Origin of the sequence: Pseudomonas sp. PDM24, assembly GCF_019218905.1 — a bacterium.
Taxonomy (GTDB): domain Bacteria; phylum Pseudomonadota; class Gammaproteobacteria; order Pseudomonadales; family Pseudomonadaceae; genus Aquipseudomonas.
In genome coordinates this window covers 1,004,195-1,023,045 of sequence record NZ_JAHUWR010000001.1, presented here as the reverse complement: position 1 = coordinate 1,023,045, position 18,851 = coordinate 1,004,195, and the positions used below count along the sequence as shown (strand labels likewise).

Here is an 18,851-nt window from a genome sequence, read left to right as displayed (position 1 = left end):
GACCAGACACAACAAAACCTTCAGACAAAAAAAAGCCCCATCTCTTTCGAGACAGGGCTTTTTCATTCAACGCTTATCAGGCAGCCGGTTCCAGCTCGGTGCTGACAGCGACAGCCGCAGTGGCAGGCACCACCGCTTGACCGCTCAACGCCAGGTCCAGCAGTTCGCGGTTGGCCACCGCGTACATGGCGTAGTCGGTGCCGCTGGCGGCACGGATTTCCACCAGCATGGCGCGCCAGCGTTCGATCATGCCTTCGTGCTCTTCCATCCACAGCGCCAGGCGTGTTTCCACGTCCTGGGTGCCGTCGCCCTGTTGCAGGACAGAGATGGTGATCGCACGTTGCTGCCAGTCGACGTCATCACGGAACGCTTCACGGGCCAGGGCCTGCCAGTTGTTTTCAACCGGCAGAGCACTGATCTGTTGCAGGTACCAGGTGATGTCCAGCGCACTGCCCACGGCGAAGTAGGCCTTGGCCACGTCAGCTGCGTTCTGGCCGGTCACATCCGAAGCTTCGATGATCGGCAGCAAGGTGTACAGGTGAGTGGTGCCTGCAACCATGCGCGCCAGCAACTCAGGCACGCCAGCAGCGACGTAAGCCTGGTAGCGGGTTTGCCAGCCTTCGCGGGTCGGGCCTTCCAGCAGTTCGTCGAGCTTGAGGCCCAACGCCGCCAGGTGCGGACCGAAGTGCGCGACGTCACGGGCAGCGTTCTGCTCGTTGCGACGGCTGCGCAGGAACCAGCGCGTAGCGCGGCGACCCAGGCGCATCAGCTCGTCCATCAGCTCCAGTTGTACGTCGGCCGACACCTGATAATCCAGGGCTTCTATCTGCCGGAACCAGTGCGGGAGGTGGAAGATATCCCGAACTATTACATAGGCCCCCGCAACATTCGCCGGGCTCATGCCGGTCGACTCTTTGAGTCGTTGAACGAAGGTGATGCCCATGTGGTTCACCAGATCGTTGGCGATCTGGGTGCTGACGATTTCACGCTTCAGACGGTGACGGCGCATGGCCGCGGAGAACTTGCTCACCAGCGTCGGTGGGAAAGCGGTTTCCATGTCGCGGGTCAGGTAGTCGTCGTCCGGCACCAGGGAGTTGAGCAGCGCTTCCTTGAGGTCGATCTTGCTGTAGGAGATCAGCACCGACAGCTCGGCACGGGTCAGGCCATGGCCTTCCGCGAGGCGTTCGTTGATCGCTTCTTCACCCGGCAGGAACTCGATGGCGCGATCCAGCTTGCCGCGGCCTTCCAGATCGTTCATCAGACGTTTGTATTCGGCAATCCGCACGAAGGCACGACGTGCCGCCAGGGACAGGGCCTGAGTCTGCTTGTAGTTGTTACCAAGCACCAGGTTGCCGACTTCGTCGGTCATGCTCGCCAGCAACTGGTTACGTTGCTTGTCGGTCATGTCACCGGCGTGCACGACTTCGTTCAGCAGGATCTTGATGTTTACTTCGTGGTCGGAGCAGTCCACACCACCGGCGTTGTCGATGAAGTCGGTGTTGGAACCGCCGCCATTGAGGCCGAATTCGACACGACCCAGCTGAGTCATACCGAGGTTACCGCCCTCGCCCACGACTTTGCAGCGCAGTTCGTTGCCGTTCACGCGCAGTGCATCGTTGGCCTTGTCGCCGACATCGGCGTGGCTTTCGGTGCTGGCTTTCACGTAGGTGCCGATACCGCCGTTCCACAACAGGTCTACCGGTGCCTTGAGCAAGGCATTGAGCAGTTCGGTCGGGGTCAGCTTGTCAGCCTGAATGTCGAAACGCTCTTTCATCTGCGGGGAAATCGCGATGCTTTTTGCGCTACGCGAGAAGATCCCGCCGCCTTCGGACATGATGCTGGTGTCGTAGTCCGACCACGCCGAACGCGGCAAGTCGAACAGACGCTGACGCTCGGCGAAGCTGTTGGCAGGCTCCGGGTTCGGGTCAATGAAGATGTGCAAGTGGTTGAACGCAGCGACCAGTTGCAGCTTGTCGGACATCAGCAAGCCGTTACCGAACACGTCACCGGCCATGTCGCCGACGCCCACCACAGTGATGCTGTCTTCCTGAACATTGATGCCGCGCTCACGGAAGTGGCGTTGTACGCCGACCCACGCGCCCTTGGCGGTAATGCCCATTTTCTTGTGGTCGTAACCAGCCGAGCCACCGGACGCAAAGGCGTCGCCGAGCCAGAAGCCGTAGTCGATGGCGATGCCGTTGGCGATGTCGGAGAAGGTCGCAGTGCCCTTGTCTGCCGCCACTACCAGGTACGGGTCATCGTCGTCATGACGCACGACGTTGGCCGGCGGTACCAGCGCGCCGTCTTTCAGGTTGTCGGTGATGTCCAACAGGCCCGAGATGAAGATGCGGTAGCAGGCGATGCCCTCGGCCGCGATCTCGTCACGGCTGCCGCCCAGTGGCAGGCGACGCGGCAGGAAGCCGCCCTTCGCACCCACCGGCACGATGACCGAGTTCTTCACTTGCTGGGCTTTTACCAGGCCCAGGACTTCGGTGCGGAAGTCTTCTTCACGGTCGGACCAGCGCAGACCACCGCGAGCAACGTTGCCGAAGCGCAGGTGCACACCTTCGACGCGAGGCGAGTAAACGAAGATTTCGAACTTCGGAACCGGCTTGGGCAGCTCTGGAATCTGGTGCGGGTTGAACTTGAAGCTGAAGTAGGACTTGTTCTGACCGTGGGCATCGGTCTGGTAGAAGTTGGTCCGCAGGGTCGCTTTGATCAGGTCCAGGTAACGACGCAGGATGCGGTCTTCGTTCAGCACCTGAACATCGTCCAGTGCTACCAGAATCGCGTGTTCCAGGCGTTGCTGCTTGTCTTCCAGATCGTCGCTGGCAAGCTTGCGCGCCAGGTAGAAACGGGTCTTGAACAACCGGGTCAACTCGCGAGCGATGTCGGTGTGGTTGTTCAGGGTGCTGGCGATGTAACCCAGGTCGAAGCCCAGACGGATCTGCTTCATGTAACGAGCGTAGGCACGCAGCAGCGCCACATCGCGCCATGGCAGGCCGGCGGTCAGCACCAGGCGGTTGAAGGCATCGTTCTCGGCATCGCCACGCACGATGTGGACGAAAGCGTCCTGCAAGGTGTCGTTGAGTTGCTGGATGTCGAGTTCCAGGCCTTCGGCGGCGGTGAACGCGAAGTCGTGAATCCAGAATTCGCGGCCGCTGTTGTGGCGCAGGCGATACGGGAACTCACCCAGCACGCGCAGGCCGAGGTTTTCCAGGATCGGCAACACGTCGGACAACGCCAGCGGGGTGTCGGCGTGATACAGCTTGCAGTGCAGCATGCGCTGACCGGAGACCTGGGCCAGCGGCTGATAGAAGCTCATGACCAGCGGATTTTTTTCGCTCAGGCTCAGCAGGTGCTGCATGTCGACCACAGCCGAGTGGGCGGCGAAACGCTCGCGGTAACCGGCCGGGAAGCCTTTCGGGAAGTCGGCCAGCACGTTGGTGCCCTGGGCTTCGCCGAAGCTCTCGACCACCAGGCTCGCGTAGTCGTCCTGCCAGCTGCGGCAGGCCTGTACCACTTCTTTTTCCAGCAGAACCGGGTCGATGTCCAGACGGTTCTTCGGATCGACCCGCAGAATCAGTTGCACACGGGCCAGCACAGACTCGGAGAAGAAGGTCCAGAACTCGCAGTCCGAGGCTTTCAGGCGATCCATCAGCACTTGCTGGATCTTCTGGCGCACTTCGGTGGAGTAGATGTCGCGCGGCACGTAGGCCAGGCAGTAGCAGAAACGGCCGTACGGGTCTTTGCGCAGGAACACACGGATCTTGTTGCGTTCCTGGATCTGTACGATCGACATCACGGTGGTGAACAGCTCGTCCACCGGGGTCTGGAACAAGTCATCGCGGGGCAGTACTTCGAGTACCTGGGCCAGTTCCTTGCCCAAGTGAGCCTTGGCCTGGAAGCCCGAACGCTGTTCGATGATCTCGACCTTACGACGGATGTAAGGAATGACCCGCACGCTTTCGCCATACACCGACGAGGTGTACAGGCCCATGAAGCGGCATTCCTTGATGACCTTGCCATCGGCATCGATCTGGCGGATCGACACGTAATCCGGGTAAGCCGGACGGTGGACACGGCTTGGGTGTGCAGCCTTGGCGAACGACAGCGGTGTCGGTTCGCGCAGGTAGTTCACGGCGTAGTCTTCGATGCGCAGATCGTCGACGGTCAGGCCGGCACGCAGCAGTTTGGTCAGGCCGAGGAACGAGTTCTGGTCATATTCGATGTGACCGCCGTTCTGATCCTCGCCCACCACGAATTCTTCGTAGCCCAGGAAAGTGAAGTGGTTGCCCACCAGCCATTCCAGGAAGCTCTTGATTTCGGACTTTTCGTCGGCGTCGATGATGAATTGGCTGTTGTCGATGCCTTCGATCAGCTCCTGGACCTTGGCTTTCATCGGTTCGAAATCGGCGACCGCGACGCGGACTTCACCGAGAACCTGCTCCAGCTCTTTGGTCAGGACGTTCAGTTCGGCCGTGTTGGCGCAACGGTCGATTTCCAGGTACATCAGCGATTCTTGCAGAATGCCTTCGCCCTGGGTGCCTTTGGGCAGGATTTCCAGCAGCTCGCCCTTGCTGCCGCGACGCACGCTCAGCACAGTGGTTTGCAGGGTATGAATGCTGTAGCCGCGACGGTTCAGCTCGGTGCGCACCGAGTCCACCAGGAATGGCAGGTCGTGGTGCAGCACTTCGACCGCGGTGTGGGTCGACTGCCAGCCGTGGCGTTCGTAATCGGGGTTGTAGACGCGCACTTGCGGATGCGCGTGATCGAAGCGCTCAAGCAGGCGCCACGCAGAAAGGGTGCAGCCGGCGAGGTCGGACAACCGACGCTGGGTCAGCTCGTCCAGGGAAATGATGCCGAAGAATTGTTCAGCGAACAGCGCCACTTGTGGCAGTGCCTGTTCACTGATGTGCTGCGCCAGTGCCGCTTGCAGTTGGTGCTGGAAGTCGGCTTTGCTGGCTGCGGTGAAGAACGCCATCTGTGGTACTCCGCTTGGGCTTGTTATTGATGGAAGCGTCGCGTGCAAACCCCTTTCGGGGCAATCCGTCACCCTGTTCCTGATTCTCGGGCAGAGGAAACAGGATGACAGGTGGATGAAGCTGGACGAGACACTCAGGTCACATTCACCTTCCAAGAATGGGCATCTGCAAAAACGACTGCCAAGGCAACAGGCAATGCCTTTACGGGTGCTCATCCGTTGCGCAGCTTAACGACTGCGGCAAGGGCCATGCTTGCAGCGCTGCGACATATTCGGTCAACGGTACGCAGCGTGCGGCAGGTGCCTCGAACAACATTAGCAGCCGTGTAGCAAAACGGGCACTTTATGCCCGGTTTTACGGCACCTGCGTGCCAAAAATGACCAGCAACACCCCGAATGTTCACGACACATCTTCTGACACTCAGCCGAGCAGAAATTCCCCAGGGCTGGCAGAATTGCTTTTTGTAACGTTCACCACGCTCGCCGAGCCAGGATTTTCCCCATGCAAATGACAACTGACCTCTTGATCGTCAACCCGTGCGACGAAGAAGAAGACAACTTGGCCATGCTCTGCTGCACCAGCGCCGAGGGCGAAATGTTCCTGATGAGCCGCTTTCCGGACGAGGATGAGCTAGAGATCATCTTCCACGACAAGCCTTCGGCCCTCAACGGAGTGAAAGTCACCCTCAGCCCTGACCGCCTGCTGATCGAAATCGCCGCCGCGGACGCCGATGTGCTCGATGGCGAAGATTCGCTGGAAATCCTGCACAGCACCGATGCGCAGGACCTGGCTGAGGTGGAAGAAACCTTGCAGAACATCCTCAAGGGGGCTGGTACTTACATCAGTGAGCTCTGATGGTGTTTGAGCAGGTGCCTTCGCGGGCAAGCCTCGCTCCTACAGGTTTTGCGTAAGACACAATATCGCGGCGCCTCGGTTCCTGTAGGAGCGAGGCTTGCCCGCGAAGGCGTCCAAAAGAACACCGCAATACCCACCCCCTACAAAATTCCAACAATTTTGCCCATCAATTCCCGCACTTTGCACAAAATGCCGTTAGTCGCCGCCCCCCGCGATGGATTAAAGTAACGCCCCCAGCCCTGGCGTTATTCGAACGTCTTCGGTCACCCTTTCCAGGAACAGTCATCGATGGAACATCGTGAAGCGCTGCTCGCGCTGCGAACCTTTCTTTCAACGCAGATTCTCGGCCAGGAAAAACTCATCGAGCGCTTGCTCATCGCCTTGCTCGCCGACGGCCACATGCTGGTCGAGGGCGCCCCGGGGCTGGCCAAGACCAAAGCCATCAAAGAGCTCGCCGAAGGCATCGAAGCACAGTTCCATCGCATCCAGTTCACCCCCGACCTGCTGCCGGCCGACATCACCGGCACGGAAATCTATCGCCCGGAAACCGGCAGTTTCGTATTCCAGCAAGGCCCGATCTTCCACAATCTGGTGTTGGCGGACGAAATCAACCGTGCCCCGGCCAAGGTTCAGTCGGCCCTGCTTGAAGCCATGGGCGAACGCCAGGTCAGCGTCGGGCGCAGCACCTACGACCTGTCGCCGCTGTTTCTGGTCATGGCCACGCAAAACCCCATCGAGCAGGAAGGCACCTACCCGCTGCCCGAAGCCCAGCTCGACCGTTTCCTGATGCACGTGAAAATCGGCTTCCCTGATGCCACCGTCGAACGGCGGATTCTGCAACAGGCCCGCGGTGAAGCGCTGCACGGCGAAACCAAGCCCGAGCGCCGGGTCAGCCAGCAGGCGATTTTCGCCGCGCGCAAAGAAATCCTCGGGTTGTACATGGCCGACGCCGTGGAGGAATACCTGGTGCAACTGGTCATGGCCACGCGCATCCCCGCCAAGTTCGACCCGGAAATGGCCGAATGGATCGCCTATGGCGCCAGTCCGCGCGGCTCCATCGCCCTGGACCGTTGCGCCCGGGCCCACGCCTGGCTGGCCGGTCGCGATTTCGTCAGCCCGGAAGACATTCAGGCGGTGCTGTTCGATGTGTTGCGCCACCGCATCATTCTTTCCTTTGAAGCCGAAGCCGCTGGCATCGACCAGGACCGGGTGGTCCAGCGGATTCTCGACGTCGTAGCCGTCGCTTGACCCCGATGAACGCCCTCCTGCCGCCCGAGCCGGGCATCCGTGTCAGCCTTTCCGAGCTGATCCAGATGCGTCATCGCGTGCGCGAAGTGCAGTTGTTTTCCACGCCGAGCCAGCGCAGCCCGCTGATCGGCCTGCACCATTCCAAACTGCGCGGGCGCGGAGTGGACTTCGATCAGGTGCGGGTGTATCAGGCCGGCGATGACGTGCGAAGCATCGACTGGCGCGTCACCGCCCGGACCCAGGAGCCCCACACCAAGCTGTTCCATGAAGAACGCGAGCGACCGATTTTCATCATGGTCGAACAGAGCCGCCGGCTGTTTTTCGGCTCCGGACTGATGTTCAAATCAGTGCTGGCCGCCCAGGCGGCGAGCCTGATTGGCTGGGCCGCGCTGGGCCATAACGACCGGGTCGGCGGGCTGGTGTTCGGCGACGACGAGCACTACGAGATCAAACCGCGACGCAGCAAGCAAAGCCTGCTGCAATTGCTCAACCGACTGGTGCGGGTCAATCAGTCGCTGCACACTGAACGCGAGCCGGACCGCGACGCCTTCGGCATTGCCCTGCGTCGCGCCCGGGAAGTACTGCGCCCCGGCAGCCTGGTGATCGTGATCTGCGACGAACGCGCCTTGTCCGACGGTGCCGAGCAACAGTTGAGCCTGTTGTCACGCCATTGCGACCTGTTGCTGCTGCCCGTGTCCGATCCGCTGGATCACGCCCTGCCCGCTGCCGGGCTTTTACGCTTTGCGGAACGGGGCGCACAGCTGGAACTCGACACGTTGAATTTCGACTTGCGCCAGGCTTATCGCTCACAGGCTGAAGCGCGCATCGCCCGCTGGGAGCTGCTGGCGCAGAAACTGCGGGTATTGCTGATGCCTTTGAGCACCCAGAGCGAAATGGTCGAGCAACTGCGCGAATACCTGAACCCGCAGCGTCCGGGAAAAAGTCGATGAGCAGCCTCGACCAACTGCAACCGCTGATTTCCCCGCCTCCGATCGGCTTCTGGCCACCGGCACCCGGCTGGTGGCTGCTGCTGTTATTGCTGCCATTGATCGGTTTCGGCCTGTGGCAGTTGCGCCGTTTCATTGTGAACAAACGTCCTGTCGTGCGCGCCGAACAACCGCTGGACCCGGTGCGTCTCGCGGCCTTGGCCGAACTTGCCCTGATGCCCAAACCTTACGACGGAGCCCCGGCTGGCGCCTGGCTGCAGCAACTCAATGGCTTGCTCAAACGCCTGTGTCGCAACCATTACCCCTACAGCCAGAGCCACACCCTTAACGGGCGCAAGTGGCTGGCGTTCCTTGATAACCGCTGCCCGGCCGCCGGCCTTACACGCTGGATGGTGCTGGTGGAAGGCGCCTACAAACCCGAATGCAAACTCGACGACAAGGCCATCGCTGGCCTGACTCAAGCGGTCGACACCTGGATTCGCAAACATGTTTGAGTTCGCCTGGCCGTGGATCTTCGCCCTGCTGCCACTGCCCTGGCTGATGCGGGTGCTGCTGCCGGTGGCCGACAGTGGCGAACCGGCGCTCAAGGTCAGCTTCCTCAACGAACTGGAAGGCCTCGCTCGCCGCCGCGCCCGGGCGAATCTGCCGGCGTGGCGCCAGCAAGCCCCATTCATTCTGCTATGGCTGTTATTGCTGATCGCTGCCGCACGCCCGCAATGGCTCGGCGAGCCCCTGCCGATTGCCGCCAGCGGCCGCGACTTGCTGGTGGCGGTGGACGTGTCCGGCTCCATGGATTTCCCCGACATGCAGTGGCAGAACGAAGACGTCAGCCGACTGACACTCGTGCAACATCTGCTCGGTGATTTTCTTGAAAGCCGCGACGGCGACCGGGTCGGATTGATCCTGTTCGGCAGTCAGGCCTACCTTCAAGCGCCATTGACTTTCGACCGGCACACCGTGCGCGTGTGGCTCGACGAAGCGCGGATCGGTATCGCCGGCAAGAACACCGCCATCGGCGATGCCATCGGCCTGGCCCTCAAACGCCTGCGGCAACGCCCGGCACAAAGCCGTGTGCTGATTCTGGTCACCGACGGCGCCAACAATGGCGGCGAGATCGACCCGCTGACCGCCGCCCGACTGGCGGCCAACGAAGGGGTGAAAATCTACCCGATCGGTATCGGCGCCGACCCGGAACAAAGTGGCACCCTGGGATTCCTGGGCATCAACCCGAGCCTGGACCTCGACGAACCGGCCTTGAAAGCCATCGCCCAAGCCACCGGCGGCCAGTACTTCCGCGCCCACGACGGCGAGGAATTGCAGGCGATCAAGCGCACCCTCGACAAACTGGAACCGGTGACCCAGCAACCCACTCAGGCCCGCCCGGCCCAAGCGTTGTATCACTGGCCTTTGGCGATGGCGCTGCTGTTGAGCATGCTGCTGGTGATCCGCGAGCGCTGGCCGGACAATCCGTTGCAGCGGCTGCTTACCAAGAAGCTGTTTAACAAAGAGCGGTTTCTGCAAACCCAACTGCCCGACTGGCGTCAGCGGCTTAAACGCCTGCGTCTGCGGAGGCGCCGATGATTGCGCTCTGGCCGCACTGGTTCCGCCCCTGGTGGCTGCTGTTGCTGCCGTTGCTGGGCTGGTTGCTCTGGCAACTCTGGCACCGGCAAAAACGCGCCGGGCGCTGGCAAATGATTCTGCCGCCGGCCTTCCATGCCGCGTTGCTCAGCGGTGGCAGCGGTCGCGAAAGCAGACTGCCATGGGTCGCCCTGGGTCTGGCCTGGGTGCTGACCGTGCTGGCCCTGCTGGGGCCGAGCTGGCAGCGCGTCGAACAAACCAGCCAGAAACCCGCCGACCCGCTGGTGGTGTTGCTTGAGCTGACCCCGGAAATGCTCGCCACCGACAGTGCGCCGAACAGGCTGGAACATGCCCGGCGCAAACTGTTCGACCTGCTGCAAAACCGCAGCGACGCGCAGACAGCAATCATCGTCTACGCCGGCAGCGCCCACACCTTGGTACCGCTGTCGGATGATCTGTCGACCAGCCGCAACCTGGTGGATGCACTCAAGCCGTCGCTGATGCCCCTGGCCGGTCATCGTGCCGATCTGGCGGTGGCCAAGGCCCTTGCGCTGCTGGATCAGGGCGCCCTCGGCCAGGGTCGGATCCTGCTGATCGGTTCGTCGCTGACGGAACAGGAGCGCCAAGGGATTCGTCAGACGCTGGACGACAGGTCCACGCAATTTCTGATGCTCGGTATCGGCACCGCCGAAGGGGCGCCGGTCGCGCAGGATGACGGCAGTTTCCTCAAGGATGACCTGGGCGCCATTCTGGTGCCCCGCCTGGACGGCCCCAGCCTCAAAGCCTTTGCCAACGGCCTGGGCGGACGTTATCGCCAGGCGCGTCTGGACGATGCCGACCTGCGCGGCCTCGGCCTGCTTGATGGCCCACGAGATCTGCGCAACGACGGTCAGACATTGCGCCTCGACACTTGGGCCGATCAGGGCTATTGGCTGCTGCTGCCGCTGTTATTGCTGGCCGCCTGTGCCGGGCGCCGCGGTTGGCTGTTCTGCCTGCCGCTGCTGTTCCTGCTGCCGCAACCGAGCTACGCCTTCGATTTCGAAGACTTGTGGCTGCGTCCCGATCAGCAAGGCCTGCATTTGCTCAAACAAAAACGCCCGGCCGAGGCCGCGCAGCATTTCGAAGATCCGCAGTGGCAAGGCGTGGCGCTCTATGAGGCCGGCGACTACAGTGGCGCCGCCCAGCGGTTTACCCAAGGCACCGATGCCCACGCCCACTACAATCGGGGTAACGCCCTGGCCAAAAGTGGTGAGCTGGAAGCGGCACTGGATGCTTACGATCAAGCGCTGGAACGTCAACCGGACCTGCGCCCGGCCCTGACCAACAAGGCACTGGTGGAAAGCCTGCTCAAGCAGAAAACCTCAGCGCCGCCCGTCGAGCCGGACAAAACCGCCGATGGCAAAACCGAAACCATCACCCAGGAACCGCCGCCGGGCAGCTCCACCCAACCCAGCAATGGCGAGCCGAAAACCGACGCCGAGCAAACCACCCCGGACGCCGGGCAGCCGCCCACGACGCCACCGCAACCGGGCGCCAATGAAGTCCCGGGCAGCGAGTTGGGCGATGAGCAAAGCACCACGCCACCGCGACGCCCGGCCAGCGACATGATGGAAGGCGAACAGCGCCAGGCGCTGGAGCAATGGCTGCGCAATATCCCGGATGACCCCGGCGAACTGCTCAGACGCAAATTCTGGTACGAACAGCAACAACATCAGGATCAGGAAAAAACTCGATGACCCGCTTCACCGCCTTCTTGCTCGCATTGTTGCCCGCCCTGTTGCTCTGCACCGTTCAGGCCCAGGCTGCGGAGCTGGTCGCCAGCGTCGATCGCAGCCGCCTGAATTCCGGCGAGACGGTCGAACTGACCCTGGAGACCAGCGACGTGACCCAGTTCGGCAAACCCGACCTGTCCCCGCTGGAGCCGCTGTTCGAAGTGCGCGGCACCCGCCAGGTCAACCAACTGAACACCCTCAACGGCAACACTCAGGCGACCACCCGCTGGATCATCACCCTGCTGCCCCGGCAAAACGGCAGCGTGGTGATTCCGTCGCTGCAACTGGGCGACGTCCAGAGCCAGCCGATTACCGTGCAGGTGATCGAGAGCGAAACCCAGGACAGCAGCAACACACTGGCACCGGTGTTCATCGAGGCCAGCCTCGACCAGAACAGCGTCTATGTGCAGGCTCAGGCGATCCTGACTTTGCGCATCTACCATTCGGTGTCGCTGTACGACGACAGCAGCCTGACCCCGTTGCAGATTCCCGATGCACGCATCGAACAGCTGGGCGACTCGCGCACCTACGAAAAAGTCATCAACGGATTGCGCCATGGCGTGATCGAAATGCGTTACGCGATCTACCCGCAGCACAGCGGTGAATTGACCATTCCGGCGCAGATGTTCAGTGCCACGCCGGTCGATACCCGGCCATCCCAGGACGCAACACCTCAAGGGCCGAAACCGGGCAAGCAGATGCGCGTCAAATCCGCCGAGATCCCGCTGACGGTCAAGGCCAAACCCGACACGTATCCGGCCGATGTTCCCTGGCTGCCGGCCCGCAGCCTGAGCCTCGGCGAAAGCTGGAGCCCGGAACCGGATCATTTGCAGGTCGGCGACTCGCTGACCCGCAGCCTGACCCTGAACGCCGAAGGCCTCGCCAGTTCGCAACTGCCACCGTTGCCTGCCACCGAGATCAACGGCCTGCGGCGCTACCCGGATCAACCGGTGCTGGGCAACCAGAGCAGCGAGCGTGGCTTGATCGGCAGTCGTGAGGACCGTGAAGCCCTGGTGCCGACCCGCACCGGCAACATTGACTTGCCCAGCGTTGAAGTGGTCTGGTGGAACACCTTCGAGGATCATCTGGAACACAGCAGCCTGCCGGCCCGCACGCTGCAAGTGGCGAGCAATCCGAGCCTGATCGTCGATACTCCGGCGGGCAGCCCGCAGGTGATGTCCGGAGCCAACAACGAAGCCCTCTGGTGGAAACTCAGCACCGTGATCCTGGCCTGCACCACCCTGCTGGGCTTCGGCCTCTGGTGGCGCGCCCGCTGGCAACCGGCGATCCTGCGGGTGGCGCAGACCGGCCCGAGCCCACGCACCCTGCTCGACGACCTCAAGCGCGCCTGCCAGGCCAACGACTCCCACGCCACCCGCCAGGCCCTCGACGCCTGGGCACGACAACAACCGGAAACCCTGGCCGACATGGCGGCGCGTTTTGTGCCGCTGTCCGATGCACTGGACGGCCTGAACGGCGCGCTGTACAGCGAAACCGGCCAGTACTGGCAGGGCGAAGATCTCTGGCGCGCGATTCGTGCAATCCCGACGGCCGAAGGGGTTCAAGACCTGCTTGGCGATACCGGGTTGCCGCCGTTGTATCCGAAATAGATCAAAAGATCGCAGCCTCCTGCCGAGGCACACCAATCCCCTGTAGGAGCGAGGCTTGCCCGCGAAGAACGATGACTCGATGCATCTGTTAGACCGCGTCATCGTTCTTCGCGGGCAAGCCTCGCTCCTACAGGGACCGTGTTCCTCTGCAAAGCTTCGACATCCCCCAAACCCGTGTTCCTTTGCACATTTGCCAGTAAACTCTCCTCCCTTTAGTCGCTGTCATTTTCCTCGCGACCATTACCTTATTTCCTACGGAGTACGCCTTGCGTCTGTTTCACACCTCCGACTGGCACCTTGGGCAGAACCTGCACGGCCAGGAGCGCGATTTCGAGCATGCCTGCTTTCTCGACTGGCTGCTGCGTCAGCTGAAGCTGGACCAGCCCGATGTGCTGCTGATCGCCGGCGATATCTTTGACACGGTCAACCCGCCGGTAAAAGCCCAGGAACGCCTCTACGATTTCATCGTCAGCGCCCACGAACAGCAGCCGTTGCTGACCATCGTGATGATCGCCGGCAACCACGACTCCGGTTCGCGAATCGAACTGCCCGCGCCGTTGATGCGGCGTTTACGCACTCACGCCCTCGGTCGTGTGCTGTGGCTCGATGACGGCCAACTGGATGCCGAACGTCTGTTATTGCCGTTGCCGGATGCCAGCGGCGAAATTGCCGCCTGGTGCCTGGCGTTGCCGTTCTTGCGCCCCGCCGAAGTGACCGGCGCGCATTTGGGTGATAACTACTTGCGCGGCATCGGCCAGGTTCATGAATGGCTGATTGAAGCGGCCAACGCCAAGCGCAAGCCGGGCCAGGCGCTGATCGCCATCAGCCATGCGCACATGGCTGGCGGTTCGGTCTCGGAAGACTCCGAACGCAGTTTGATCATTGGCAACGCCGAAGCCCTGCCCGCCAGTCTGTTCGGGCCGAGCATCAGTTATGTCGCCCTCGGGCATTTGCACAAGCCGCAGAAGGTCAACGGTGAAGAGCGCATCCGCTACTGCGGCTCGCCGATTCCGTTGTCGTTCTCCGAGATCAATTACCAGCATCAGATCCTCGACATTCAGCTCGATGGCGAAACATTGGTCAGCGTCGAACCGCGCCTGATTCCGCGCTCTGTCCACTTGCAACGCCTCGGCACCGCGCCGTTGGCGGAAATCCTGTTGCAACTGGCCGACCTGCCCAACATCGACCTGCTCGCCGATATCCAGCGTCAACCGTGGCTGGAAGTGCGGGTCCGTCTCGACGAACCGCAACCGGACCTGCGCCATCAAGTGGAAACAGCGCTGCAAGGCAAGGCCGTGCGGCTGGTGCGGATCGCTGCCGAGTACGCCGGCAACGGCAGCCGCGACGGCGTCGATGACGGCGCAACCTTGATCGAACTGGATCAGCTTTCGCCCCAGGAACTGTTCAGCCGCGCGTGGCAGGACAACTACGGCAGCGAGGTCGACGAGCAAACGCTCAAGGACTTCGCCGAGCTGTTGCAAGACGTGCAGATGGAGAGCGAACAGCCATGAAAATTCTCGCGATCCGCCTGAAAAACCTCGCCTCCCTGGCTGGGCCGTTTGAAATCGACTTCACTGCGGAGCCCTTGGCCAGTGCCGGCCTGTTCGCGATTACCGGGCCGACCGGTGCGGGCAAAAGCACACTGCTCGACGCCCTGTGCCTGGCGCTGTTTGGCGCCGTGCCGCGCCTGAACAACACCGGTCGCGACGCCAAGGTCCCGGACGCCGATGGCGAAATCGGCACCGGCGACCCGCGCACCCTGCTGCGGCGTGGCACCGGCGAAGGGTATGCAGAAGTGGATTTCGTCGGCATCGACGGTCGCCGCTATCGCGCTCGTTGGGAGGCCAATCGCGCCCGGGAAAAGGCCGGCGGCAAGCTGCAAGCCAGTCGCCAGAGCCTGCGTGACATCGATCAGGATCAACTGCTGGCCAGCCAGAAAGGCGAATACAAAGCTCAGCTCGAAGCCGCGCTGGGCCTGAACTTCGAACAGTTCACCCGCGCCGTAATGCTGGCTCAGAGCGAGTTCAGCGCCTTCCTCAAGGCTGACGACAACGACCGCAGCGAGCTGCTGGAAAAGCTCACCGACACCGCGCTCTACACCCGTCTCGGTCGCCGCGCCTTCGACAAGACCAAAGAAGCCCGCGAAGCCCACAAGTTATTGCAGGATCAGGCCACCGGGGTCACGCCGCTGTCGCCAGAAGCCCGGGCCGAACTCGATGAGCGCTTCAACGACGCTCAGCAGCAACTCAAGACCCAGCAGGCGCAGCTCAAACAGTTGGAGTTGCAACACACCTGGCTCAAGGACCTGCGCCAGTTGCAAGACTCGCAACAGAGCGCCACCGAGCAACTGCAATCTGCCCGGCAACACTGGAACAGCCTGGCCGGCGAGCGCTTGAAGCTGACTCGTCTGGAGCAATTGGCCCCGCAACGGCATCAGTTCGCCCGCAAGACCGAACTTACCGCCCAGCTCACGCCGTTGGCGGCGCAGATTCAGCAACACACGCAACAGCAAAGCGAACTGACCGAGCGACAGACTCAACTTGAACAAAGCCTGAGCGCTGCGCAAACGGCGCTGACCCAAGCGCAAAGCCAACACACCTCCAGCGCACCGCTTCTGCGCCAGGCCTTCGAAGCGCAAAGCACCCTCGCCCGCCTGGTCAAGGACGCCAGCCTCAGTGCCGACCTCAAGCAGCAGGCGGAACTGGCCTGCACTCAGGGCCAGGGCGCGATTCAGGGTTTGCTCGAGCAACAGAAACAGGTCGCCGAACGGTTGCAGCGGATTGCCGGGGAGCTTGAGCAGAGCACCCATCTGGCGCCGTTAAGCGATGCCTGGAACGCCTACCGCGATCGCCTGCAACAACTGATGCTGATCGGTAATCGCCTGAACAAGGGCCAGGCCGAACTGGCCGCTCTCGAGCAAAGCGCCACTCGTGCCGCCGACGAACTGGCCACCCAGCGCCAGAGCCTTGAGGTGCTGTACAAAGAAGCCGGCGCCGAGCCTGAAGCGGTGGCCGAGCAGATTCAGATTCTCGGCAGTTTGCTGCAGGACAACCGCAAGCAACTGCGGGCCGTTGAAGAGCTGACCCGGCTGTGGGCCAGCCAGCAGGAACTGGGCAAACGCGGCGCCGAGCTTCAGCAGCGGCAACTCGCCGTTCAGCAAGACCGCGATCGTCTGACCCAGGACGGGGTGAAGACCAAGGCCGAGCTGACCGTCGCCGAACAGACCCTGACCGTTACCCGCGAACTGCTGGAACGTCAGCGTCTGGCGCGCAGTGCCAGTGTCGAAGAACTGCGCGCGCAGTTGCAGGACGATCAGCCGTGCCCGGTTTGTGGCAGCCCGGATCATCCTTATCATCAGCCTGAAGCCTTGCTGCAAAGCCTCGGCCGGCATGATGAAAGCGAACAGGCCAACGCTCAGAAAGCCGTCGACCTGCTCAAGGAAAAACTCACCGATCTGCGTGCCGAAGTCGGCGGTTTGATTGCCCAGCAAAAGGAATTGCTGCAACAGCAGGAACAACTCGCGAGTCAGCAACAAGGCCTGACCCCGAGCTTGGAGGCGCACCCACTGTCCGCGCAACTGTTGGCCCAGGACGCAAGTAAACGTGATGCCTGGCTAACGCAACAAAGCAGCCAGTTAAACCAGAGCATCACGCAGGATGAACAACGGCAAACCGCCCTGCTCACCCTGCAACAGGATGCCGCGCGCCTTGCGCAACAACTGCGCAGTGCTGAAACGGCGAGTCAGCAAGCCACACAACACCTGATCAACCAACAACGTGAATTGAGCAGTGATCGCCATCGTCTGGATGAAGAACTGAAGGCGTTCAGCACCCTGCTCCCGGCTGACACGCTGGAGGCCTTGCGCAACGAACCCGCCGCGACCTTCATGCAGCTCGACCGGCAGATCGCCCAGCGCCTGCAACAACTCGACCAGCAGCGCGAAGAACTCGGCGAACAGCAACAGCGCCAGCAGACGCTGGAGAAAGAACAGTACCAACAGCAGACCCGCATCCAGCAACAGGAAGCTGCGCAGCAGCAGTTCACGGCGCTGACCGGGCAGCAACAGGCTTGCCAGGAAAAACTGACGCAACTGCTGGGCGAACATGCCAGCGCCGAACAGTGGCAGCAGCAACTGGATCAGGCCGTCGAGCAGGCGCGCACTGCCGAAGCGACGGCCAATCAGGAACTGCAAACCGTGCGCACGCGGCTTGTGCAACTGGCCGCTGAGCTGAAGGCTCAGCAAGAACGACTGCTAGCGCTGGAAACCGAAGACCGCGAGCTGAGCGCCAAGATCGCCGACTGGCGCGCACAACATCCAGAACTGGACGACGGCGGACTGGAAGATTTGCTCGGCATCGACGACCAACAGGTCAGCGAACTGCGTCAACGTTTGCAGCAGAGCGAAAAAGCCATCGAGCAAGCCAAGGTGCTTTTGCAGGAACGCGATCAGCGCTTGCTCGATCATCAGGCGCAGCACAACGGCAATCTCGATGCAGAACAACTGGCCACGACGCTGGCCGAGCTGCAAAACCTGTTCGCCGCCAGCGAGCACCGATGCGCCGAATTGCGCGCCGAACAGGCCGAGGATCAACGTCGACAGAATGCCAATCAGGCGCTGGCGCAGCAGATTGCCGACGCCTACGCCGAGTACCAGCGCTGGGCACGTTTGAGTGCGCTGATCGGTTCCGCCACCGGCGACACCTTCCGCAAGATCGCCCAGGCCTACAACCTCGATTTGCTGGTGCATCACGCCAACGTCCAGCTGCGGCAACTGGTGCGGCGCTATCGCTTGAAACGCGGCGGCAGCATGCTCGGGTTATTGGTGATGGACACCGAGATGGGCGACGAACTGCGCTCGGTGCATTCGCTGTCCGGCGGCGAGACGTTCCTGGTGTCACTCGCCCTGGCGCTTGGTTTGGCGTCGATGGCTTCGAGCACGCTGAAAATCGAATCGCTGTTCATCGACGAAGGCTTCGGCAGTCTCGATCCTGAATCCCTGCAACTGGCCATGGACGCTCTCGACGGTTTGCAGGCGCAAGGACGCAAGGTCGCGGTGATTTCCCACGTGCAGGAAATGCATGAACGGATCCCGGTGCAAATCCAGGTTCACCGTCAAGGCAACGGCCTGAGTACGCTGGAGGTGAAATGAATACGCTGTATTCGTTCCGCCGCTGCCCCTACGCCATGCGCGCACGCATGGCGCTGCGCTATTCGGGGGTTGCGGTGCAGATTGTCGAGGTCAGCCTCAAGGCCAAACCGGCCGAAATGCTCGCACTGTCGAGCAAAGGCACGGTGCCGGTGCTGAGTGTGGATGGGCGGGTGATCGATGAGAGCCTGGACATCATGCGCTGGGCGCTGGCGCAAAACGATCCGCAGGACTGGTTACTCAAGGATGATCCGCAAGCACAGCAACACAGCGCCGCGTTGATCGAAGAGAACGATCAAGTGTTCAAGGTGCATCTGAATCACTACAAGTACGCCGAGCGTTATCCCGAGCAGCCGATGGCTGTTTATCGCGCCGAGGGCGAGGTGTTCTTGGGCAAGCTGGATGAATTGCTGGAGGGGCGTGACTACCTGCTGGCCGGGCATCCGAGCCTGGCGGATATCGCCCTGATGCCGTTCGTGCGGCAATTCGCCCACGTGGATCGCGAGTGGTTCGGGCAGACGCCTTATGTGCGGTTGCAGGCGTGGTTGCAGCGCTTCATCGAGTCAGACCTGTTCACATCAATAATGAAGAAATAACCAAGCCCCCTGTAGGAGCGAGGCTTGCCCGCGAAAGCGCTGTGTCAGTCAATATCTATGCTGACTGTTATGACCCTTTCGCGGGCAAGCCTCGCTCCTACAGGGGTGGGGTGA

At 61.8% G+C, this 18,851-nt stretch carries 11 protein-coding genes; 10 read left to right on the top strand and 1 reads right to left on the bottom strand.

From position 1 onward, the window contains the following. Nucleotides 1–76: 76 nt before the first annotated feature. A complete protein-coding gene (locus KW837_RS04775) occupies nucleotides 77–4,984 on the bottom strand; it encodes an NAD-glutamate dehydrogenase (protein WP_218394698.1) in 4,908 nt (1,635 codons plus the stop codon). A gap of 502 nt (nucleotides 4,985–5,486) precedes the next feature. Here KW837_RS04775 and KW837_RS04770 point away from each other — a divergent pair. From KW837_RS04770 to KW837_RS04725, 10 genes are all read left to right on the top strand, one after another. Continuing rightward, nucleotides 5,487–5,840 (top strand): hypothetical protein, encoded by a 354-nt coding sequence (locus KW837_RS04770; RefSeq protein WP_218394697.1) that lies wholly within the window; start codon nucleotides 5,487–5,489, stop codon nucleotides 5,838–5,840. Between the two features lie 288 nt (nucleotides 5,841–6,128). Beyond that, nucleotides 6,129–7,088 (top strand): MoxR family ATPase, encoded by a 960-nt coding sequence (locus tag KW837_RS04765; RefSeq protein ID WP_008067939.1) that lies wholly within the window; start codon nucleotides 6,129–6,131, stop codon nucleotides 7,086–7,088. Nucleotides 7,089–7,093: 5 nt separating this feature from the next. Beyond that, nucleotides 7,094–8,038 (top strand): DUF58 domain-containing protein, encoded by a 945-nt coding sequence (locus KW837_RS04760; RefSeq protein ID WP_218394696.1) that lies wholly within the window; start codon nucleotides 7,094–7,096, stop codon nucleotides 8,036–8,038. Continuing rightward, nucleotides 8,035–8,529 (top strand): DUF4381 domain-containing protein, encoded by a 495-nt coding sequence (locus KW837_RS04755; RefSeq protein WP_123494331.1) that lies wholly within the window; start codon nucleotides 8,035–8,037, stop codon nucleotides 8,527–8,529. Before KW837_RS04760 ends, KW837_RS04755 begins: the two co-directional genes overlap by 4 nt. Then, entirely contained in the window at nucleotides 8,522–9,616 is a 1,095-nt protein-coding gene (locus tag KW837_RS04750; RefSeq protein ID WP_123494329.1) for a VWA domain-containing protein, read from the top strand. Before KW837_RS04755 ends, KW837_RS04750 begins: the two co-directional genes overlap by 8 nt. Next, entirely contained in the window at nucleotides 9,613–11,349 is a 1,737-nt protein-coding gene (locus KW837_RS04745) for a tetratricopeptide repeat protein (RefSeq protein ID WP_218394695.1), read from the top strand. Before KW837_RS04750 ends, KW837_RS04745 begins: the two co-directional genes overlap by 4 nt. Beyond that, nucleotides 11,346–12,995 (top strand): BatD family protein, encoded by a 1,650-nt coding sequence (locus tag KW837_RS04740; protein ID WP_218394694.1) that lies wholly within the window; start codon nucleotides 11,346–11,348, stop codon nucleotides 12,993–12,995. Before KW837_RS04745 ends, KW837_RS04740 begins: the two co-directional genes overlap by 4 nt. Before the next feature lie 266 nt (nucleotides 12,996–13,261). Next, entirely contained in the window at nucleotides 13,262–14,506 is a 1,245-nt protein-coding gene (locus tag KW837_RS04735; RefSeq protein WP_218394693.1) for an exonuclease SbcCD subunit D C-terminal domain-containing protein, read from the top strand. Beyond that, nucleotides 14,503–18,144, top strand: a complete 3,642-nt coding sequence (locus KW837_RS04730) for an AAA family ATPase (RefSeq protein ID WP_218394692.1) — start codon at nucleotides 14,503–14,505, stop codon at nucleotides 18,142–18,144. Before KW837_RS04735 ends, KW837_RS04730 begins: the two co-directional genes overlap by 4 nt. After that, nucleotides 18,141–18,737 (top strand): glutathione S-transferase, encoded by a 597-nt coding sequence (locus KW837_RS04725; RefSeq protein WP_218394691.1) that lies wholly within the window; start codon nucleotides 18,141–18,143, stop codon nucleotides 18,735–18,737. The genes KW837_RS04730 and KW837_RS04725 overlap by 4 nt, the downstream gene beginning before the upstream one ends. Nucleotides 18,738–18,851 lie beyond the last annotated feature (114 nt).

Coding starts and splice junctions, on each gene's coding strand:
- KW837_RS04745 (WP_218394695.1), top strand. CDS start 9,613: ATGATTGCGCTCTGGCCGCACTGGTTCCGCCCCTGGTGGCTGCTGTTG.
- KW837_RS04775 (WP_218394698.1), bottom strand. CDS start 4,984: ATGGCGTTCTTCACCGCAGCCAGCAAAGCCGACTTCCAGCACCAACTG.
- KW837_RS04750 (WP_123494329.1), top strand. CDS start 8,522: ATGTTTGAGTTCGCCTGGCCGTGGATCTTCGCCCTGCTGCCACTGCCC.
- KW837_RS04765 (WP_008067939.1), top strand. CDS start 6,129: ATGGAACATCGTGAAGCGCTGCTCGCGCTGCGAACCTTTCTTTCAACG.
- KW837_RS04725 (WP_218394691.1), top strand. CDS start 18,141: ATGAATACGCTGTATTCGTTCCGCCGCTGCCCCTACGCCATGCGCGCA.
- KW837_RS04755 (WP_123494331.1), top strand. CDS start 8,035: ATGAGCAGCCTCGACCAACTGCAACCGCTGATTTCCCCGCCTCCGATC.
- KW837_RS04770 (WP_218394697.1), top strand. CDS start 5,487: ATGCAAATGACAACTGACCTCTTGATCGTCAACCCGTGCGACGAAGAA.
- KW837_RS04740 (WP_218394694.1), top strand. CDS start 11,346: ATGACCCGCTTCACCGCCTTCTTGCTCGCATTGTTGCCCGCCCTGTTG.
- KW837_RS04730 (WP_218394692.1), top strand. CDS start 14,503: ATGAAAATTCTCGCGATCCGCCTGAAAAACCTCGCCTCCCTGGCTGGG.
- KW837_RS04760 (WP_218394696.1), top strand. CDS start 7,094: ATGAACGCCCTCCTGCCGCCCGAGCCGGGCATCCGTGTCAGCCTTTCC.